Source organism: Streptomyces sp. W16 (genome assembly GCF_033194735.1).
GTDB lineage: Bacteria > Actinomycetota > Actinomycetes > Streptomycetales > Streptomycetaceae > Streptomyces.
Window position 1 is genome coordinate 1 of record NZ_JAWOAI010000018.1, and the last position, 20,811, is coordinate 20,811.

Annotated in this window: 15 protein-coding genes and 5 pseudogenes; 16 read left to right on the forward strand and 4 right to left on the reverse strand. The window is 69.1% G+C overall.

Translation table 11 applies throughout. The annotated features are described in order from the left end of the window. From R6V09_RS04100 to R6V09_RS04130, 7 genes and pseudogenes are all read left to right on the forward strand, one after another. A pseudogene (locus R6V09_RS04100) lies at positions 1-1,055 on the forward strand (AfsR family transcriptional regulator); the annotation flags it as partial. A gap of 116 nt (positions 1,056-1,171) precedes the next feature. Next, positions 1,172-2,089, forward strand: coding sequence for an LLM class F420-dependent oxidoreductase (locus tag R6V09_RS04105; protein WP_317879951.1), 918 nt, complete (start codon positions 1,172-1,174; stop codon positions 2,087-2,089). 8 nt (positions 2,090-2,097) lie between these two features. After that, complete coding sequence (locus R6V09_RS04110; RefSeq protein ID WP_317879952.1) at positions 2,098-2,763, forward strand: hemerythrin domain-containing protein; 666 nt, start codon at positions 2,098-2,100, stop codon at positions 2,761-2,763. A 35-nt stretch (positions 2,764-2,798) separates the two neighbouring features. Continuing rightward, positions 2,799-3,527: a DUF2625 domain-containing protein gene (locus tag R6V09_RS04115; RefSeq protein WP_317879953.1), complete on the forward strand. Its 729-nt coding sequence runs from the start codon at positions 2,799-2,801 to the stop codon at positions 3,525-3,527. A gap of 170 nt (positions 3,528-3,697) precedes the next feature. Next, entirely contained in the window at positions 3,698-4,060 is a 363-nt protein-coding gene (locus R6V09_RS04120; protein ID WP_019069625.1) for a bifunctional 3-phenylpropionate/cinnamic acid dioxygenase ferredoxin subunit, read from the forward strand. Continuing rightward, on the forward strand, positions 4,057-5,226 hold the full coding sequence (locus R6V09_RS04125; protein WP_317879954.1) for an NAD(P)/FAD-dependent oxidoreductase: 1,170 nt from the start codon (positions 4,057-4,059) through the stop codon (positions 5,224-5,226). The genes R6V09_RS04120 and R6V09_RS04125 overlap by 4 nt, the downstream gene beginning before the upstream one ends. Before the next feature lie 77 nt (positions 5,227-5,303). Continuing rightward, complete coding sequence (locus R6V09_RS04130) at positions 5,304-6,434, forward strand: aromatic ring-hydroxylating oxygenase subunit alpha (protein ID WP_317879955.1); 1,131 nt, start codon at positions 5,304-5,306, stop codon at positions 6,432-6,434. 12 nt (positions 6,435-6,446) lie between these two features. Here R6V09_RS04130 and R6V09_RS04135 read toward each other — a convergent pair whose 3' ends face one another. Next, entirely contained in the window at positions 6,447-7,193 is a 747-nt protein-coding gene (locus R6V09_RS04135; protein WP_317879985.1) for an IclR family transcriptional regulator, read from the reverse strand. 236 nt (positions 7,194-7,429) lie between these two features. Between R6V09_RS04135 and R6V09_RS04140 the strand changes: the two are divergent. From R6V09_RS04140 to R6V09_RS04155, 3 genes and pseudogenes are all read left to right on the forward strand, one after another. Next, positions 7,430-7,822, forward strand: a pseudogene (locus tag R6V09_RS04140) (DUF2637 domain-containing protein); the annotation flags it as partial. Between the two features lie 297 nt (positions 7,823-8,119). After that, positions 8,120-9,028, forward strand: a pseudogene (locus R6V09_RS54525) (IS630 family transposase); the annotation flags it as partial. A 199-nt stretch (positions 9,029-9,227) separates the two neighbouring features. After that, positions 9,228-9,728 (forward strand): hypothetical protein, encoded by a 501-nt coding sequence (locus tag R6V09_RS04155; RefSeq protein ID WP_317879987.1) that lies wholly within the window; start codon positions 9,228-9,230, stop codon positions 9,726-9,728. A gap of 45 nt (positions 9,729-9,773) precedes the next feature. Here R6V09_RS04155 and R6V09_RS04160 read toward each other — a convergent pair. After that, a pseudogene (locus tag R6V09_RS04160) lies at positions 9,774-9,973 on the reverse strand (IS630 family transposase); the annotation flags it as partial. A gap of 692 nt (positions 9,974-10,665) precedes the next feature. On the opposite strand from R6V09_RS04160, the gene R6V09_RS04170 reads away from it, so the two are divergent. The 6 genes and pseudogenes from R6V09_RS04170 to R6V09_RS04195 form a co-directional block, all read left to right on the forward strand. Next, complete coding sequence (locus tag R6V09_RS04170; RefSeq protein ID WP_317879956.1) at positions 10,666-11,652, forward strand: LacI family DNA-binding transcriptional regulator; 987 nt, start codon at positions 10,666-10,668, stop codon at positions 11,650-11,652. Between the two features lie 252 nt (positions 11,653-11,904). Continuing rightward, positions 11,905-13,419, forward strand: coding sequence for a purine-cytosine permease family protein (locus R6V09_RS04175; protein ID WP_317879957.1), 1,515 nt, complete (start codon positions 11,905-11,907; stop codon positions 13,417-13,419). Further along, a complete protein-coding gene (locus R6V09_RS04180; RefSeq protein ID WP_317879958.1) occupies positions 13,416-16,178 on the forward strand; it encodes a hypothetical protein in 2,763 nt (920 codons plus the stop codon). The genes R6V09_RS04175 and R6V09_RS04180 overlap by 4 nt, the downstream gene beginning before the upstream one ends. Continuing rightward, positions 16,171-16,659 carry an RbsD/FucU family protein gene (locus R6V09_RS04185; protein WP_317879959.1) on the forward strand — a complete coding sequence of 163 codons (489 nt, stop codon included), beginning with the start codon at positions 16,171-16,173 and terminating at the stop codon, positions 16,657-16,659. The genes R6V09_RS04180 and R6V09_RS04185 overlap by 8 nt, the downstream gene beginning before the upstream one ends. A gap of 17 nt (positions 16,660-16,676) precedes the next feature. Continuing rightward, the gene (locus R6V09_RS04190) at positions 16,677-18,188 is read left to right on the forward strand and encodes a purine-cytosine permease family protein (protein WP_317879960.1); all 1,512 of its coding nucleotides are present in this window, start codon (positions 16,677-16,679) and stop codon (positions 18,186-18,188) included. A 117-nt stretch (positions 18,189-18,305) separates the two neighbouring features. After that, positions 18,306-18,515: pseudogene (locus R6V09_RS04195) on the forward strand (class I SAM-dependent methyltransferase); the annotation flags it as partial. A gap of 234 nt (positions 18,516-18,749) precedes the next feature. Here R6V09_RS04195 and R6V09_RS04200 read toward each other — a convergent pair. Continuing rightward, entirely contained in the window at positions 18,750-19,274 is a 525-nt protein-coding gene (locus R6V09_RS04200) for a YybH family protein (RefSeq protein WP_317879961.1), read from the reverse strand. A gap of 73 nt (positions 19,275-19,347) precedes the next feature. Beyond that, the gene (locus tag R6V09_RS04205) at positions 19,348-20,805 is read right to left on the reverse strand and encodes an aldehyde dehydrogenase family protein (RefSeq protein WP_317879962.1); all 1,458 of its coding nucleotides are present in this window, start codon (positions 20,803-20,805) and stop codon (positions 19,348-19,350) included. Between the last annotated feature and the right edge of the window lie 6 nt (positions 20,806-20,811).

A 20,811-nucleotide genomic window follows, 5' to 3' on the forward strand; every position in this document is an offset into this window, starting at 1 on the left:
GGCTGCGCGCCGAGGAGCACCAGCTCGACGAGTTGCGGGCCGGAGGCATCTCGGTGGAGGCCACCTTCCAGGTCGGCTACCGGGCCCTCGCCCCCGCGCAGGCCCGGGCGATGCGCCTGTGCGCGCTGCTCGACGCCGCCGACTTCCCGGTCGCGGTCGCGGCGGTGCTGCTCGACCAGCCGGAAGCGGAGACCGAGGACCAGTTGGAGCATCTGGTCGAGGCCGGTCTGCTCGAACCGCATTCGGCCGACCGCTACCGATTCCACGATCTGGTACGGGCGTTCGCCGCCCGTCGTGCCGACCGCGAGGACCCCGCAGCGGATCGCGAGGCGGCACTCGTACGGCTGACGATGTTCCTGCACGCCACCCTGCTCCAGGCCATGAGCGCGACCGAGCGGTCCGGCTCCCTCAGCATCCATCTCTTCTCCGTGCCACTGACCGGACTGCGGTTCGCCGACGCCGCCGGGGCGCGTACCTGGCTGCTGGCCGAGCACACCCTGCTGGTCGCGGTGTTCTCCCGGGTGCTGCGCGACATCCCCGACGCCTCGCAGGTCGTCGTCGCCGCGCTGTCGGTGATCGCGTCGAGCGGGCTCTTCGCCGGGCCCGCGCACCAGCGGGAACTGGAACGCGTCACGGACCACGCGGTCGCGGCGGCCGACCTGGGAGACGACCCGGCGCTGCCCTCGCAGACCCGGCACATCCGGGCCTGGCTCGGCTTCATCCGCGGTGATCTGACAGCGGCGGAAACCGATCTGCGCCAGGGAATCCGGCGGTCCCGCGACGGCGACGACCCGCTGACGCTCTTCATGTCCACCCGGCTGCTGTCGGTCGTGCTCGCGGACCAGGGACGGAACGCGGAGGCCGTCGAGTTCTTCGCCGAGTCGGAGGCCGTCGGCGGCGCGCCGGACGACCCGAACAGCCCGGCCTACTTCCTTCAGGAGGTGGCCCGCCTGTTCACCGCACTGAGCTCGGACCGGGCCGAGGTCGACATCTCCGCGGCACAGCATGTGTACGAGGTCAGCGATCGCCTGCGGAAGGAAGCGGCCGGGCGCTGAGCCCGTCCGCCCGCCGGGTCGACCCCGCTTTCACCCGCCGTCGACCGGACGTCGATCCGCGTCCGGCACGGTGATCCGAGAACGGACCGCACCAGCTTCTCGAACAGGTGACACACATGCTCAAGATCGGACTGGGATCTCCCCAGTACGGATTGTTCACCGACCCCGCCACCATCTCGGGGTTCGCCGCCGCAGTCGAAGAGATCGGCTACGACAGCCTGTGGGTGGGCGACCGGGCCCTGGTACCGACGCAGCCCAAAGACCCGTATCCCGGCGGTGGTCCCGTACCGGAGGAGTACCGCACCTTCCTGGACCCCGTCGTCACCCTGTCCTTCCTGGCACACGCCACCCGACGGCTGCGCCTCGGGACCAGCACGCTGAACGCTCCCTTCTACTCCCCGCTCCTGCTGGCCCGCTCGCTGGCGTCCGTCGACATCCTGAGCGGGGGGCGGCTCGACCTCGGCTTCGGGCTCGGCTGGTCGTCCGACGAGTACGAGGCCATCGGGGTGCCGTGGCGGGGACGCGGGGCCCGGCTGGAGGAGACCCTGGACGTCCTGGAACACGTCTGGTCCGGCTCCTCGGCCGAGTACAAGGGGGAGCGGTGGACGATCCCGAGCGCGCACATCGAGACACTCCCCGTACAGCGTCCCCGCCCGCCGGTGCTCCTGGGCGGTTTCACCCCGGCCACGCTGGAACGCATCGGCCGTCGCGCGGACGGCTGGGCCGGAGTCGCCCTGCCGGTGCCCCAACTGGCCTACGTCATCAGCCAGATCCGGCAGATCGCGGAGGCGGGCGGGCGTGACCCCGACAGCCTGCGCACCGTCGTCCGCGTCAACCCCGTGGTGACGGCCGAGGCCGCACCGAACGACGCCGTCCCGCACCGGGGAACGGTCGTCCAGGTCACGGACTACCTGCTCGCCGCCCACGCGGCAGGGACCGACGAGGTCCTGATCGACCTGCAGCAGACCGCGCGGAGCGCGGAAGAGCTGACGGACCTGGCACACCGTTTCCACGCGCAGCTGAGCAAGGGTTAGGGAGCACCATGTCCGACGTAGTCACCTCGAAACCGGATGTCCACGACATGGTGGTCGTCCACCGCACGTTCCGGCGATCGTGCGCGGAACTGCCGGACCTGGTGCGCGGGCTGCGGCCCGGCGACACCGCGCGGGCCGCGCTGGTCGTCGACGCGGTGCGGTTCATGCTCATGGGCCTGGAAGCCCACCACGTCAGCGAGGACGAGTACCTCTGGCCCCTGCTCACGGCACGGACGGGGGTTCGGGCCGACGCGGTCGCGCGCATGGAGGAACAGCACCACCGGCTCGAAGAACTGGTCACGGAGGTGAGAGGCGCGCTGGACGGACTGGCAGCTGACCCCCGACCCCTCGCGGAGCAGGTCGCGGATCAACTCACCGAACTGGGCTCGGTGTTGACCGCGCACATGGACGAGGAGGAGAACACCATCCTGCCGCTGGCCGCCGAACACCTCAGCGTCGCCGAATGGGAGGAACTCGGCGAGATCAGCCTGGCGAAGCTGGACAAGAAGCATCTGCTGCGCGCCTTAAGCGTGTTGATGGCCGTGGCGACCCCCGAAGAGCAGCGCACGCTCCTCACCAAGGCCCCGGCGCCCGCCCGCCTCCTGTGGCGCCTGTCCGGCCGCCGCGCCCACGCCCGCAGGGAGGCCCGCCTGCACGTCGGCCAAGGGGACTGAACTCCCAGGACTGATGGCGGTGCGACGATGCGGAGGTGCGCGAACTCGATGAGTTGACCGACGTCGACGATCCGGCCTGGCCGCTGCTCCTTCAGGAGCTGTCCGCCGGCGACACACCGGTCGAGGTGCTGCCCGGCGATCCCGAGTCGGGCCGCGCCTGCCTGCTGCAACTACAGGTCTCCGCCCGATCGCATCTCGGCGGCATCGTGCTGAACTGCGGCGGTCTGCTCGTGGACGGCGGATGGCTGCGGATCTTCGGCAGCCCGAGCGGTGTCGACGCCACCGGGCTGCCCGGCCTGGCCGAGGTCAACGCGATGCCCGCGACGTTCGACCCCGCGTGGCCCTCGGGCGCGGGGCTCGTCGTCGCGCACGATGTGCTGGGCGGGGTCTTCACCCTCAACGGGGGCGACCCCCGCGCGGCCGGCCGGCCGGGAGAGCCGGGCGAGATCCTCTACTTCGCCCCCGACGCCCTCCGCTGGGAGGCCCTGGGCGCCGGCCACTCGGCCTGGCTGAGCTGGATTCTCTCCGGCGGACTCCAGGAGTTCTACGGCAGCCTGCGCTGGGACGGCTGGCACGCCGAGGTCTCCGCGCTCAAGGGCCGGCAGGGGCTGTCGTTCTTCCCGCCGCTGTGGTCGGCCGAGGGCCGCCGGGAGCTGTCGGCGACCAGCCGTCGCGCGGTGCCCATGGCGGAACTCCTCGGCCTGAGCCGTGACACATGCCTTCAGCTCGACGGCGTCGACCCGGGTTCCCTCGGCGTCGTATGAACCGTCCACCCTCTACCCGTGGAGTTGCTTATTGTGGCGCATGTTGCGTGAGGAGCAACGTCGAGCCAGGGGTTCACCTGTCCTCTGGATGCCTTGACAAGGGTTTGGGGGCGCCCTCAAACTGACGTTGCGCTTACCGCAATCCGTTTCGCTATACGCACCGAGGTGTCATGATGATTCCCGCGTGCCTTCTCGTGGATCTGCCGCGAGGCGAGGCCTACCGGCTCGACATCGATCCGCCGGTTTCGGTGTTCCACACCGACGACGGCGAGGTCTTCGCCATCGACGACACGTGCACTCACCAGGACGCCTCGCTCGCCGACGGCTGGCTGGAGGGCTGCGAGGTGGAATGCCCGCTGCACGCTTCGAAGTTCGACCTGCGGACCGGTGCCGTGGACGCCCCGCCGGCCAAGCGCCCGGTGCGTACCCATGAGGTCCTCGTCCAGGACGGCATGATCTACGTCGTGCCGTCCACGGACGCCCCGAACCTGCCGCCCTGCGTCGCGTCCCGGCTCGCCGGAGGACCCGCGTGAGGACCGTGGCCGTGGTCGGCGCCTCGCTGGCCGGGCTGTCGGCGGCACGCTCGCTGCGGAAACAGGGCTACGACGGACGGCTCGTCGTCATCGGCGACGAACCCCATCGCCCGTACGACAGACCGCCGTTGTCCAAGGAGTTCCTGGCCGGCACCCTCGGTGAGGCCGATCTCGCGCTGGAGTCGGACGACGAGGACCTGCGCGCCGAGTGGCTGCTCGGCGCCCGCGCCGTCCGACTCCAAGTCGACGGTACGGAACGGGTGTTGACCCTGGACGACGGCCGGGAGGTCCGGGCCGACGGCGTCGTCGTTGCGACCGGCGCGGTGGCGCGCGACCTGCCGGGCACGGACGGGCTGGCCGGCGTGCACACCCTGCGCACCCTGGACGACGCCCGCGCCCTGCGCGACGAACTCACCCTGGGCGGACGGCTGGTGGTGATCGGCGGCGGCTTCATCGGCGCCGAGGTCGCCTCCACCGCGTACGCCCTCGGCCTCGACGTGACGGTGATCGAAGCGGCGCCGACCCCCCTCGCGGGACCGCTCGGCGAGACCATGGGCGGCATCGTCTCCGCCCTCCACGAGGCCCACGGCGTACGGCTGTTGTGCGGTGTCGGAGTGAAAGGGCTGAGCGGGGAGACCCGCGTCGACGCCGTTCTCCTGGAGGACGGGCGAACGGTCCCCGCCGACATCGTCGTCGTGGGGGTGGGCGCGCGCCCGTGCGTCGAGTGGCTCGAAGGCTCAGGCGTCGAGCTCGACAACGGCGTCAAGTGCGGTGCGGACGGCCGTACCAGCGTCGCCGGTGTGGTAGCCGTAGGAGACTGCGCGTCCTGGTACGACCCGCGGGTGGGGTTCCACCGTCGGGTCGAGCACTGGACCGGTGCGCGGGAGCGGCCCGACGCGGCGGTGGCCGCGCTGCTGTCGTGGGGGGCGGCGGAACCGGGTGTGCCCCGGCCGCCGTACTTCTGGTCGGACCAGTACGGCGTGAAGATCCAGTTCGCCGGTCACGCGGCCGGTGCCGACAGTGTGACCGTCGAGGAGGGCGCCCCGGGCGACCGTAGTTTCCTCGCCGTCTACCGGTGCGGCGGGCAGCCGGTCGCCGTGCTCGCGATGGACCAGCCGCGGCTGTTCATGCGGTGGCGCAAGCAGCTTGCCGCCACGGTGAGTTGACCCGTACCTACGCCGTCCGGAGTCGCTCTTCCCGGCGCGTGACCGACCGATCCACGACGTTCTCCGAGGAGTGCACTGTGACCTCGACCAGCCTGCCGGACAGCCTGATCGCCACCCTGCCCGGCTCCTCCTACACGGACCCGGGCATCTTCGCCCAGGAACAGGAACGCATCTTCGAGACGATGTGGTTCTGCGCCGTGCGCTCCTCCGAGCTCGCCAGACCGGGCGCCTTCCGGACCGTCGAGGTGGGCCGCGAGAGCATCCTCATCACACGCGCCCGCGACAACTCCGTACGCGCCTACTTCAACGTGTGCCGGCACCGCGGCGCCAAGCTCTGCACCGAGGAGGCCGGCGAGGTCAAGCGGGCCTTCCAATGCCCGTACCACGCCTGGACGTACGACCTGAACGGCAAGCTCGTCGCCGCTCCCAACCTGACGAAGATGCCCGATGTCGGCCGTACCGAGTTCGGGCTGGTGAGCGTCGCCGTCCGTGAATGGCTCGGCTATGTGTGGGTCAACCTGGCGGAGAACCCGCCGTCGTTCGACGAGGACGTCATCAGCGAGGTCGTCACCCGGCTCGGCGACGTGGAGTCCCTCGATCACTACGACATCGACCACCTCTCGGTGGGCCGGCGCATCGTCTACGACGTCCACGCCAACTGGAAACTCATCATCGAGAACTTCATGGAGTGCTACCACTGCGCCACGATCCACCCCGAACTCACCGAGGTGCTACCGGAGTTCGCCGACGGCTACGCCGCCCAGTACTACGTCGGCCACGGCGCCGAGTTCGGCGAGGAGGTCCAGGGATTCACCGTCGACGGCTCCGAGGGCCTCGACCGCATACCCGGGGTCAGCGAGGACCAGGACCGCCGCTACTACGCGATCACCATCAAGCCGCAGGTGTTCATCAACCTCGTCCCCGACCACGTGATCTTCCACCGGATGTACCCGGTGGCCGTCGACCGCACGATCGTCGAGTGCGACTGGCTCTACCTCCCGCACGTCGTCGAGAGCGGCAAGGACGTCGGCCGGTCCGTGGAACTCTTCGACCGGGTCAACCGCCAGGACTTCGAGGCCTGCGAGCGCACGCAGCCCGGAATGAGCTCACGGATGTACGCCAAGGGCGGGGTGCTGGTGCCCAGCGAGCATCACATCGGCGCGTTCCACGACTGGGTGAACGAGCGCCTGGGGATCAACCAGGGGTGAGCCAAGGGTGTTTCAGCCCAGGTAACCCATGCGGTGGCTGATCTCCTCGGCGCCCTTGACCAGCACCGGGGCGAGTTCGTGCAGACGCTCCTCGGTGAACCGGTACGCCGGTCCCGAGGCGCTGACCGCGGCGATCACCTCGCCGTCGCGGTTGCGGACCGGCGCGGCCACGGCGTGCAGCCCGAGCTCCAACTCCTCCAGCGTCCAGGCGTATCCGCGCTCCCGGGCCTCGGCGAGGTTCTTCTCCAGCTTCGTCTTCGAGGTCAGGGTGTGCGGGGTCACCTTCTTCAGGCCGGCCTCCGACAGCAGCGCGGTGCGCTCCTTGGCGGGGAGGTGGGCCAGCAGGACCTTGCCGCTGGACGTGGCGTGCAACGGGGTGAGTTCTCCTACCCAGTTGTGCGCGGTGACGGCGCCGGGGCCGCGGACCTCGTACAGGTTGATCGCGTACTGCTCCTGCATGACGGCGATGTTGACGGTCTCGCCGATCTCCTCGGCGAGGCGCTCGCAGACCGGGCGGCCCTGCTGGGTGATGTCGATCCGTCCGGTGACCGCGCCGGCCAGCCGTACGATCCCGAAGCCGAGCCGGTACTTGCCGCGTTCGCCCGCCTGCTCCACGAGCCCACGTGCCTCCAGGGCGCCGAGCAGCCGGAACGCGGTCGACTTGTGCACGTCGATCTCACCGGCCACCTCGCTGACACCGGCCTCACCACGCTGGGCGAGAATCTCCAGCACGCTGATCGCACGGTCCACGGACTGCACCCCGCCGGACTGCGAACCTGTCGTTTCAGTATCTGGACTGTAGTTGCTCACAGCGAAACTATACGCGTAGTACGCTACAAGGTGTTTACTGTGGAGACTCTGACCAGGTCTTTTGGGCTGGTAGCAGCTGATTCGAAGGCCGGCGGGCACCCCGCTTCTACCTGCGAGTTCCCGGAAGTTCCCGCGGAAATGTGCACTGATTGTGAACTGGGTCCGGGTGGTGGGTGGTGGGCCGGATGACCGCTGCCGCGGCACAGCGGGAGGGTGCGGTCACGAGTCGGGCCTTCGATCTCGACGCCTGGATTCGACCTCTGTGCGCTCTGGTTGTGGCGGGGGTGTCCGCGTACGCCTCCTATGTGCATCAGCGGGAGTTCATCGGCCAGGGTCGAGCGGACGCGGTCAGCGCCTCGTTGTGGCCGCTGTCGGTCGACGGGTTGCTGCTCTTGGCGACGGTGGGGCTGTTGAAGCCGTCGGGCCCGCGGACACGGCGAGCGCGAGGTGCTGTGTGGACCGCCTTTCTGCTGGGGATCGCGGTCTCGTTGGCTGCGAACGTCGCGGCGGCACCGGCCTTGGAACGGAAGCCGGTGCATGTCGCGGGGTGGCCTCCGGTGGCCTTGTTCCTGTCGGCAGAACTTCTGGTACATCGGCCGGTGAATGGGGTGACCATTGCGCCCGAAGGAGACGGTCAGGTGGAGGGCGACGGTCCTCGCAGCGCCGACCCTTTGCCGGCACGCGCGTTGATGCTCGATGCCCGACATCGAGATTTGCATCAGCGGCCCATTCCTGCAGAGACCTTGCGGAAGGAACTCAGGGTCGGTGCCGGCCGGTCACGGCGGCTCACTGCTCTTGTTCGGATAAATCGCGTCGGAAGTGGGGGTGTTGGTCGATCGCGGGATTCGGTTGATTCTCGCGGTACGCCGTCTCTTATGAGGTATGCGCAAGGCGGCGGTCTGTCGGATGAGCGCCGTCAGTTCCGTGAAGGCGTCCGGATGGTGGCCGCGGAGCGGTTCGCTGCGGGCGAGCCGAGCTCGGTGATCGTGAAGGAGTTACGGGTCGGCGTTCGGTCGGTCCAGCGGTGGCGGCGGTTGTGGGACAGGGGCGGTCCATGGGCTCTGCGGTCGGCGGGTTCGGCCTCGCCCCCGCGGCTGAGCGAGACTCAGTTCGTCGTACTGGAAACGGAGTTGGCCAAAGGGCCGGTCGCGCACGGCTGGCCCGACCAGCGGTGGACCCTGTCCCGGGTAGAGACCGTGATCGGCCGCCGCTTCCACAAGAGCTACACCTTGCAAGGGGTGCGCAAGTTGCTGATCCGGCACCGTTTTTCCTGCCAGGTCCCGGCCGGACGGGCCGTCGAACGTGACGAGGAGCAGGTCACCGGCTGGGTGAAGGAGACGTGGCCGCAGGTGGAAGGGCCGCGGCGGCGCTCGATGCGTGGATCGTCTTCGAGGACGAGTCCGGCTTCTCGATGACGCCGCCCACCGCCCGCACCTGGGCCCGACGCGGGCACACGCCCGTGATCCGGGTCCGCGGACGCTCCCAGCTGATCCACCGGCCACGCCGCGACGACGGCCGGCGCGACGGCCGCAAGAGCTTCGCCTGGACCGACTACCGCGACCTGCTGATCGCGGCCCACCAGCAGCCAGGCGGGCCCGATCGTGCTCGTGTGGGACAACCTGAACGTCCATCTCGCCGCCGGGATGCGGGAGTTCATCGCCGGACGGGCTTGGCTGACTGTCTACCAGCTGCCGTCCTATGCTCCGGACCTCAACCCGGTCGAGGGCATCTGGTCACTGCTGCGGCGCGGCTGGCTGTCCAACACCGCATTCACCACAGCCGAGGCGAGGCAGCTGCCTGCCGATGATCCCATGGAGGGGATGGCCGAAGGTATCGTCGGCGGGATTTTGTCGCCGGTCGTGCCCGGATTCGGACCGCTATTCTATGCCCACCCATGCCTGAGGTGTCATGCCGGGCCTCCCCGGAAGGGTAAGCCTGGCAAGGCAAGCCGGTCGTTGGTGAACCCGAGAACGGAAGGGCCCCGTGGCCAAAGCCATCACGATCCTGTGCGTCCGATTGCTGACGCTCGCTCTGGCCGTCTGGGCTGTCTCACTCCCTTGGATCATGGAATGGCCGTTCCCGGTGTCGGTGGTGTGGAACGCTGCTCTCGTCATCGTCTTGTACACGACGAAAATGGTTTCGCTGCGAGCCGGCGTGAAATCGAATGCCCGCGGGATTGTCCCGGAGGGTGAACAAGTCCGAATCATATTCCCGGCACGCAGTAGGGTGGGTCGACTGCCGTATGTGATGCTCCACGAAGAGTTCATCGTAATGCTCACTGATCGTCGATCGATCATCCAGCCCTGCTCCATATTTTCTGGACGTGCAAAGGGGAGTCCACACCTGGGAGGGCAAGTCGACTTCCATCAAGGGAAATACGTCACCGTCGAGATGGCGGGCGGTGACGAGATATCTGCGGTGGTCTCCATAACGCACCGACGCGATGTCGCCCACTGGATACACCTGCGTACGATTCACCGCTGAGAGCCACGAGCGCTCGGCAGACTCCTCGGACAGTCGGTAGCGCGGTTACTGAGCTTGAACTCGGGTTGTCGTTGGTGTGAGTGACAGTCCGGTTCCGGCGAGGCATCCGTCGATGAGGTGGGTTCGGTGTTGGACAGACAGCCGCCCCGCAGCGGTGACCAGATGCCCTCGACTGGGTTGAGGTCCGGTGCGTAGGACGGCAGCTGGTAGACAGTCAGCCAGGCCCGTCCGGCGATGAACTCCCGCTACATCATCCTGGACAACCTCTCTGTCCACACCGGCGCTGATATCCGCCGCTGGACGAAGAAGAACGAAGAAGAACAAGGTCGAGCTGTGCTTCACCCCGTTCTAGGCCTCCTGGGGCAACTTGATCGAGGCCTACTTCGGCCCGCTGGGCCACTTCCCCCTGGCCAACTCCCACCACCGCAGCCACCCCGCGCAGACCCGGGCTCTGGCCGAACCTCCGCAGCGTTCCCCAGTAGGTTCAGCTGCCCGATGCCGTCGAATGCCAGCTTTGCTGCAACTGTCACGCACAGCAGTGTCAGCGCGTCATAGCCGCCAACTGCGAGTACCCGCCCCTTTGGCAGGAGGGTCACGTCCGCGGGAGTGGTGTATTGACGGCCACTCGGTGATCTCGTGTTTGAGGCCATGTGCTGAGTTCGGTGGTAGGTCGGTGTCGTCGGTTGCCGACTCGATCGGGTGGAGGCGGGCCTTGGCCGGCAGGTCGAGGCCCATGTAGCGGCGGGCTTGGGTCGGCAGCCCGGCGAGTGCGCCAAGATCGTCTCTCCGGCCGACTCGGGGCGCTCCGAAGTCCCGATCGGACCTGGAACGGCCACTGCGGAAATTAGTGCTGCGTAACCGGTTGCGCACATTCCCCGAACGCGCCTACTTTGGCCTGCGCAACCGGTTACGCAACCTGTGGAGGAGTGAATCCCACGTGGTGAACATCCGTGACATCGCGACTGAGGCCGGTGTGTCCGTGGCGACGGCGTCGCGTGCGCTCACCGGCAAGGGCCGGGTCTCGGCGGCGACGGTGGAGCGGGTGCGGGCCGTCGCGGACCGGCTGCAGTTCCAGCCGAACGAGATAGCTCGGAGCCTGTCCTCAGGCCGTTCACACTCCCTCGGTCTGATCGTTCCTGACATCACGAACCCGTTCTTCCCGGAGCTCATGGCCGGTGCGGAGAGCGCGGCGAAGGAACGCGGGCAGACCATCCTGCTCGCCGCGTCGCCAGGGGCGGAGTCGGCGCGGGAGGATCTCCGATTGCTGCGTGCGCGCGGGGTCGACGGCTTCATCGTCGTGGGAAATCCGTTCGACTCCGCCACGCGGCTGCGGGAGGCGGCCGGGACGCGACCGCTCGTTGTCGTCGACCGGGCGGAGTCGATCACCGACATCTCGACGGTCGTCACGGACCATGTCGACGGCGCCGCACTCGCGGTGCGCCACCTGTTGGCGCTCGGGCACACCCGGATCGCCCACATCAGCGGCCCGTCCGAGCTCGATGTCACCGCGCTGCGTGTCTGCGGATACGAAAGCGAGATGCGCAAGGCGGGCCTCGAACCGACCGTCGTCGAGGGCGGTTTCACAGCGGACTGCGGAGCAGACGCCGTGGGTCGGCTGCTTGACGGGCCCGAGCCCCCGACGGCCGTCACGACGGCGAACGACATCGCCGCCATCGGTGCCATGAACGCCGTGTTCGCCCGGGGCATGCGGGTGCCGGAGGATCTCAGCGTCGTCGGCTACGACAACATCGCCCTGGCGGCGCTCGTCCGTCCCGCCCTGACGACCGTCGCCCAGGAGATCGGGGAGCTGGGTTCGCGCGCCGTGGCGGAGCTCGACCGGCAGATGTCCGGCGATCACACGGCACGGACGGTCCTGCTCGGCACCCGTCTCGTCGAGCGCGGCACGACGAAGGCGGCGTCATGAACTCCGTGCGGGCCGTAGGGAATGGCAACGAGACCTCCGGCCCGTGGTCGTCCCGCACGTGCGGTACCTGCCTCGGCAACCTCGCCGCCTGTCTCGCCGAGGACTGTGACCCGCGCACGGATTCGGCGGTCACCGCGACCCGACCGGCGTCGATCTCACCGCGACCGGGATCGACGCCCCCATGCCGGCCGACCAGCTCGATCACGCCTGACGTTCACAGGAGAACGACATACAGACGAAGGAGTCCGAGGTATGAGCGTCGATGAGAAGAAGAGCAGCACGATCGAGACGAACGGGGTCAATCCCGTTCCGCTCGACGAACGCAGAGGCAAGCCGAGTGGACTCTTCGCTGTCTGGTTCGCCTGGAACGTCTCGATCCTGGGAATCAGCTACGGGATCTACGTCTTCGGCCTGGGCCTGAACGTCTGGCAGACCATCGTGGCCGGAACCCTCGGTTACGCGATCTCCTGCACGATGGTCGGCGTGCTCGCCGTCGGCGGTCCGCGCACCGGCCTACCGACCCTTGTACAGACGAGGTTCGCCTTCGGTATCCAGGGCAACCGCATACCGGCGTTCTTCGCCTATCTCTCCAACATGGGCTGGAAGATCACCATCATCACGCTCGCCTCGACCACGGGCGCGAACCTCTTCGGGAAGTTGTGGCCGGGCGTCTTCGCGGACTCCGACGGGTCGAGCTCGACCTTCACCATCGTGATCTGGTTCGTCCTCGTTCTGGCCGTCACGATGACCGTGTCCGTGCTGGGGCACGAGTTCATCATGCGGATCGAGGTGTGGGTCTCGTGGGTCACGGGCGTCATGACCCTCGCGTTCCTCGGGTTCGTACTCCCCGAGGTGCACTGGTCCCATCTCGGTGACGCGCCCGCGGGCGGACCGTTCGTCTTCATCGGCGGCGTCGTCATGGCGATGACGATGGTCGGCCTCGGGTTTCTCAACTACGGCGGGGATTTCGCCCGTTACCTGCGGCAGGACACTCCGGCGCGCGGTGTCGTCGGCTGGACCGCCACCGGACTCAGCCTGCCCGTCGTGCTACTGCTCATCGTCGGCGCCCTGCTGGTCGGCAGCGACCCCCAGCTCGGAGCGGCTGCCGCGGCCAATCCGATCGGCGCGCTCACCGATCTGCTGCCCATGTGGTTCTTCGTCCCCTTCTCCATCGTCATCGTCGTCTCCCTCGTCTCCGCCGCCATCACCGGCATCTACAGCTCCGGGCTCGCCCTGATGGCCGTCGGTGTCCCCCTGCGCCGCTCGGCGACGACCGCGTTCAACGCGGTGGTCATCGCTCTGGGCGCGTTCTACCTGCTGTTCATCTCGGACTCGTTCCTGGCCACGTTCCAGTCGTTCCTGTCGCTGATCGCCGTGATGATGGGGACGATGGGCGGCATCCAGCTGGTCGACTTCGTACGCCAGCGCCGGATGGGGTGGAACACGGACATGGCGCTGCCGGCCGGATACGGCGGGCGCAACGGCCGCTGGACGGCCCTGGTGAGCCTCGGCGTCGGGACCGTCGTCGGGCTCGGCCTCGTCACCAGTGCCGACCCCAACTTCGCGAAGCTGACCGGCTTCCTGCTCACGAAGGCGGGCCGCGACGGAGTGTTCGGCGCCAGCAGTCTCGGCGTCGTCATCGCGATGGTGATCGCGGCGGCGCTCTATGCCGTGCTCACGTACGCGCTGGGGCTCGACCCGCGGCCCGACTATTCACGTGCGTCGGCCGACGGCCGTGCCAAGAAGCCTGCGGCGGTGGAGCGTTGACCAGCGCGACGGCACGCGGGCAGGGCACGTTCGCCGACCCGGACGCCTGGCACCGGCCGGCCGCGTACTGGTTCTGGCACGAGCCGCCCGACCCGGCACTGATCCGGCGTCAGGTGCACGAGATGTACGACGCGGGCATCCGCAGCTTCCAGATCCAGGCCCGCCTGTCGTACCCGCGTGAGGGTTATCTGGACGAGGACTTTCTCACGGCGTGCCGGCTCGCGGTCGATACGGCGAGTGGGCTCGGCATGGTTGTCGGGCTCTACGACGACTACAACTGGCAGAGCGGCCACGCGGCCGGACGAGCGGTCAGCGGTCATGACGAGCTGCGTGAACGTCATCTGTTCTGGATCCGGCTCGCGCCGGGCTCCCGCGCGGGCGAGGTGAGCGGCATCCGCTCGGCGACGCAGTCCCTCGGCCGGGTGGCGATGGAGTGGCACTACGAGGGCGGCAACGTCGCCTGGACGGACTGGCGTTGCGAGTACGTGGTGGCCGGCGGCGTCGAGCGCGACGCCGCGAGCGTCCAGGTGGACGGGCGGGCACAGGGCTGCCGGGTCACGCTGGAGGACACGGCGCCGGCCGATGCCGAGGTCGTGGTGTTCGTGTCCGCCCGCTGTGCGACGTCGCGTCTGGTCAACCCGATGGATCCCGTCGCCGTCGACCGTTTCATCGCGGCCGGCTACGAACCGTTCGCCCGGGCCCTCGGCGACCACTTCGGCTCGACCGTCGCCTACCTGTTCTTCGACCAGCCGCACGCCGTCTTCTACGACTGGGCGGAGCGAACCGGCCAGCAGCGATCGGCGATCCCGTACCACCACAGCCTCGGCGACGCACTGCGCAAGGAACTCGCCGATGACCTGCCGCGCGCCCTGACCGCCCTGCTCGGCGGCGCCGACACCGAGGCACGCAGCCTGCGCACCCGCTTCTACGACCACTTCAGCCGGCACGCGCAGGAGACGTTCCTCGGACGCGTCCGGGACTGGTGCCACGGCCACGGGCTGCTCGTGTCCGGGCACGAAGTGCTCGGACACGTCGGCGGCTGGAACCTCGACACCGCCTTCTCGCACTGGGACCTGCGGGTCAACTTCGGCCTCGACCACTTCGGCGTCGACGGCTACCGCGACCTGACCGCGGTGGACGCGCAGGACGCCGTAGACCAACTCAGTCCGGTCTTCGGCGACTCGGTGGCCCGCCACCACGGGCGCAGCGGCACACTGGTCGAGCAGTACTTCCTCACCCCGCCACCGGGCGGCACGCCGTGGTCGGGGCACTGGGGCCTGAGCCTGCGGGAGCTGCGGGCCACCGCCATGACGCATCATCTGCGCGGCATGCGGCAGATGATCTTCCACGGCTTCTACCAGACCCATGGGCACGGCCACGACCACGAGTCCCTTGCCAACCCCCGGTTCGACTTCCCGCCGGGCATCAACTTCGAGCCGTGGTTCACCGGGCATCACGCCCGCTTCGCGTTGGAGAGCGCGAGGGTGAGCGAGTTCCTCGAACCCGTACGTCCGCGTACCCATGTCGCGGTCCTCTACCCGCTCCGTACGGTGTGGTCGGAAGGGCAGTGCGCACGGCAGGCGAGTGAACTGGGCCAGTGGGCGGCCGGGTTGTCCTCGGCGGGCGTGCCCTTCCTGCTCATCGACGAGCGTGACCTCGCCGCCGCGGAAGCCAGGGACGGCGCCCTGCGCATCGGCGACCGGAGTTTCCGCGCCCTCGTCCTGCCCGCGACGACCACACTGCGGTCGAGCAGGACGATGGACACACTGCGCGACCTGCTTGCCGCGGGCGTACCAGTGGTGGCGAGCGGACCGAAGCCGGAGGTCTACGAGTACGGGCCGCAGACGGCGGGCACGGACTGGGCGCGCCTCGGCGCGTCGGTCACGAGCCTCGACACGGTCCCCGCTGCCGCCGAGCTGCCCGGCCTCTTCCCGGCACCGGCACAGGAGTTGTCGGTGCGGGCGCCTTCGGATTCGGTTCCGTCGGACTCCGCACTGCGTGTCCGCGCGGGGACGGACGGCCGCGGGGCGCTGCGCGTCGCGCTGTTCGCGACCGCCGGTACGGGTACGGAGGCGACGGTCGACCTCCCGCCGGGAGACTGGATCGTCGAGGACTGGGAGCCGGCTACCGGACAGCGGCAGACGATCGGCACCGCGTCGTCCACGCTGACGGTCGCCCTCGCCGATCAGGAGGTACGCCTGCTCCGCCTGCACGCGGCTGCGGACGCGCCCGGCACCGGGGCGAGCGGACCGGCGCACGTCCCGTCGCGTTTCGAAGGGTCCTCGATGACGGCCGCCACCGTGCTCGATTCGGGCTGGCACCTCGAACTCCCTCAGGAGGCCCACACAAGCCCGGGCACCAGCCGCCCCATCGCCGTGACCGCAGGATGGGAACAGCAGGGCCTGGACACCTTCGCCGGCATCGCGGACTACGTACGCGAGATTCCCGCGAGCGGGATTCCGCGCCACCTCGAACTCCCGGCCGTCGCCGGCGCGGTGGAGGTTCTCGTCGACGGCATGAGCGTCGCAGCCGCCGGCTGGCCCCCGTACCGGTTCATCCTGCCCGGCCGGCCATCGCCCGGCGCCGAGCGCTGCGAACTGCGCGTACGCGTGGCGCCCCCGGCGGCAAACCGCTACTACGCCGGCACCGGCCTGCGCGCGGGCCCGGAGCCGTGCGGCCTGCTCGCACCGCCGGTCCTCGCCGACGCCGCCACGGAATCCGCCATGACGAACGACGACTCAGAGAGCCACCATGCTTAAGGGACTCAACCCGCTCCTCACCCCGGACCTGCTGCACGCCCTTGCCGCGATGGGACACGGCGACACGATCGCGATCGTCGACCGCAACTTCCCGGCGTACTCGCTGAGTGATCGTGTCATCCACCTGGCCGCGGCGGATGTCGTCGAGACCGGCGAGGCCGTCTTCAGCCTGCTGCCCCTCGACACCTTCGTGCCGTCACCGCTCGCACGGATGGAGATCGTCGGCGACCCGGACACGATTCCCGATGTGCAGGCCGAGTTCATCCGTGCCGCCTCGCGGTCCGCCGATCGCTCTCTTGATGTGGAGCCGATCGAACGCCATGCCTTCTACTCCCGGACGAAGGGCGCGTTCGCGGTCGTCCAGACCGGTGAGACACGGCCGTACGGCTGCTTCCTGGCCGTCAAGGGCGTACTGCCGGAGCCGGTCCACCCACCCGAGAGCTCTACCGGCCCATCGACCACGACTCCGTACAGATCCTGAAGAAAGGCAGGTCGACGATGACGGAATTTCCGGGCAACGCGACCGACGGCGGCACTTCCGGCAGGCAGCAGCTCCAGGTGGAGGTGCACGGCCTCGACGTGATCGGGGACGCCGAGCGCAAGGGCACGCCACGCACGCTGTTCTGGCCCTGGTTCGGAGCCAACGTCGGGGTTCTGGGCCTCAGTTACGGCGCTTTCGCGCTCGGCTTCGGCATCTCCTTCTGGCAGGCACTGGTGGCCGGGGCGCTCGGCATCGTGCTGTCGTTCCTGCTCTGCGGGTTCATCGCGGTCGGCGGCAAGCGGGCGTCCGCGCCGACGATGGTGCTCAGCCGCGCCGCGTACGGCATCCGCGGCAACCGGCTGCCCTCGGCGATCTCGTGGGTGCTCACCGTCGGCTGGGAGATCGTGCTCGTCTCCCTCGCCACCATGGCCACCGCCACCGTCTTCGACCGGCTCGGCTGGGGCGGCGGCAGCGGGATCAAGGTGGTTGCCCTGCTCCTGGTCAGCGCGCTGACCGTGGTCGGCGGGGTGATGGGCTTCGACCTGATCATGCGACTGCAGACGGTGATCACGGTCGTCACCGGCGTACTCACCGTCGTCTACATCGCGCTCGTGGCCGACCACATCCACTGGCACACCGTCAGTGCCGTACCGGCCGGCTCCGCGCAGGAGTTCATCGGCGCCCTGGTCTTCATGATGACCGGCTTCGGCCTCGGCTGGGTCAACGCGGCCGCGGACTACTCCCGTTACCTGCCGCGCGACTCCACCAGCCGGGGTGTCATCGGCTGGACCACCTTCGGCGGTTCGGTGGCACCCCTGCTCCTGCTGGTGTTCGGCCTGCTCCTCGCGGCCTCCTCCGGCAACCTCAGCAAGGCCATCGGCCTCGACCCCATCGGCGCGCTGACCACGATCCTGCCCCAGTGGTTCCTGGTCCCCTTCGCCGTGGTCGCCGTCCTCGGCATGGTCGGTGGCGCGGTCCTCGACATCTACTCCTCCGGCCTGGCGCTGCTCGCCGCGGGCCTGCGGGTGCCGCGGTACGTGGCCGCGCTCGTCGACGGCGTCCTGATGATCGCCGGTTCGGTCTACATCGTGTTCTTCACCGACGACTTCCTCGGCCAGTTCATCGGCTTCCTCACCACGCTGGGTGTCCCGGTTGCCGCCTGGTGCGGAATCATGCTGGCCGACCTGGCGCTGCGCCGCCGGGACTACGACGAGGCCGACCTGTTCCGCGGCGACGGTCGGTACGGCGATGTTCCCCTGCGGCCGTTGCTGCTCACCCTGGCCGTGACGGGGATCGGCTGGGGGCTGGTCACCAACGCGGCGGCGAGCTGGCTGGAGTGGCAGGGCTATCTGCTCGGGCCGCTCGGCCTCGGCGGGAAGTCGGGCGCGTGGGCGTACGCGAACCTGGGCGTGCTGGTGGCTCTCGTGCTCGGCTTCCTCGGCACGCTGGCCCTCGGCCGCGGGCGGGTGAGGGCGCAGGAACTTCGGGCGGCGAGCCCGGTGGCGACGGAGGCGGTGGTGAGCGGATGAACAACGGTGACGTACAGAGGGTGTTGACGGTCAGGCAATTCCCCATGATCGGCTTCACGTAATCCCCCATCCCTGGGGTGCGGCGATGCCCTGGACGTCGGCTGCGGGGACGGGCTGCTGGCCCGGAAGCTCGCCGGGCGGGCCAAACACGTCACCGGTATCGACACGTCGCCGGACATGATCGCCTGCGCACGCGAGTCCGCTGCCGGCCACCCGCAACTCACCTTCATCGAGGGAGGTTTCCTCACCGCGGAACTTCCCGATGCGCAGCACGACTTCGTCTGCTCGGTGACCACGATCCATCACATGGACTTCGAGGCGGCCCTCGTCCGCATGCGTGAGCTGCTGCGGCCCGGCGGCACGCTGGTGGTGGTCGGTCTGGCCCGGGAGGCGAGTGTGACGTCCGCTTCGCCAAGACCAGCCGGATCCTTGCCGAACTCGCCGGCGGCCACGCCGACCGCACCTGGGGCACAGCCCAGCCATCCCTGCGGGCTCCGGCGCCCCGGAACCCACAGGTCGGCGACGCGAACGCCGAACGATCGGAACAGCAACCGCAGTTGGCTATGCCGACGGCAGGACCGACGAGAAGCTGTAGCGTGCGAGCTTCCAACGGCCGTGAATCCTCTGCAGCACGAACAGTTCGTGGTTGCTGCTCGGGACCTGTGTTCCGTTGGCGAGGACGGTGGCGACGCCGGTCGAGGAGCTTCGCAGGAACGCCCAGTCGGGAGACACGACGTTCACCTCGGCGATCTCGAAGGTGAGGTCGAGGCGGAGCGTCTGGAACAGGCCCGCGTACGTCGCCCGCACGGCATCGATGCCGACCGCGGTCGGGGCCTGCGGCGGCAGGAACACGGCATCGTCGGTGTACAGCCGGACCACGCCTGCGACATCACCGGCGTTGAGTGATCGCTCGTAGTTCTTCAGCACTCCCACGATCTCGGCACACTGCTGTGCCCTGAGCCGGTTCTGCTGACGCGCATCCGACGTGTGAGCCTCCGCGGAGGCAGCGGGGACGAACGCGCCGAGGGCGGCGGCGCCGAGGGTCACGGCGGCGCTCTTGCGGAGTACGGTACGACGGGTTGTCATGGCTTGACTCTTTCTGGGAGACGCTCAGGTCCGCGCTCGGCCCTGTGCGAGGTGTCTGTGGCCGGCGGTGGTTTCAGGCGGTCGGGGGTGCGAGGTGGACGAGGTGTTTGATCTCCTGGAACTCCTCCAGTCCACGCCGGCCGTTGAGCCGGCCCACCCCACTCTGCTTGAAGCCGCCCTCCGCGAACTGGTCGAGGACGACAGCCCAGGTGTTCGTCCAGACGGTGCCCGCCTTGAGTTCGCGTCCCACCCGCAGGGGGCGGTCGACGTCGCGGGTCCAGATGCCGGCGGCGAGCCCGTACTCGGTGGCGTTGGCAAGCGTGACGGCGTCGGCCTCGGTCTCGAACACTTCGAAAGTGGCGACCGGGCCGAACACTTCCTGTTGCACGATCGGCCCGGCGGGGTCGGTGACTTCGACCAGGCTGGGCAGACAGAACGCCTGACCTGCCAGGGGGCCCTCGGTGACGAGTCCACCGCGTACCAAGATTTTCGCGTAGGTGGCGCTGTCCTGGACGAGCTGATCGACGCGCTGGGCACTGGCGCGGTCGATCATCGGACCCATCTCGCTGGTGGGGTCATCGCCGGGGCCTGCCTTTACGGCGGCCAACGCGGCGGACAGACGTTCGCGGAGCGCGTCGGCGATCCCGCTCTGGGCGAGGATCCGGCTGCCCGTCATGCAGAACTGGCCGGCGAAGGTCGTCACGGCCTTGGTCAGTACCGGGACCACGGCGTCGAGGTCGGCGTCGTCGAAGACGATCATCGGGCTCTTGCCGCCGAGTTCCAGTGACACCGGCTTGAGGGTGGCCGCGGCCTCGGCCATGATCAGCCTGCCGACCCTGGTGCTGCCGGTGTAGCTGACCACGTCGACGTCGGGTGAGGAGACCAGCAGCGGTGCGCCGTCGTTGCCCGATTCGGTGAAGGCGTTGAGGACGCCGGCGGGCAGGCTCTCGGTGGCGGCGATGATCTCGTAGAGCAGCCCGTTGGTCAGGCCGGTCTGGCCGGGCAGCTTGAGCGCGACCGTGCAGCCGGCGGCCAGGGCGGGGGCGAAGGAGCGCACCGCGAGGACGACCGGGGAGTTCCAGGGCGCGATGACGCCCGCGACCCCGACGGGCTCCTTCAGCGCCATCGAGTACAGGCCGGGTCTGCCTTCCGCGGCGCTGCCGAGATCGGTGAGGGCGAGGGCCGCGTAGTAGCGCAGTTTCGGAATGGTCAGGTCGATCTCGAACGCGGCCTCCCCGAGGACCTTGCCGTTCTCCCTGGCCAGGAGTTCGACGAGTTCGTCCCGGCGGGCGGCCATCCGGTCGGCCATTTCGAAGAGCGCGGCGGCGCGCAGGTCGCGGTTGCGTGACCAGTCCCCGGTGTCAAAGGCCCTGCGGGCGGCGGCAATCGCGGCCGTCGCCGCGTCGGCTCCGCCGTCGGCGAAGGTGCCCAGGACTTCACCGGTCGCGGGATTGCTCGACTCGCCGACCGTGGCGGAGTCGACCCATCGGCCGTCGATGAAGTTTCTGGCGTGCGGTGCGGAAGTGGACATCGTTGG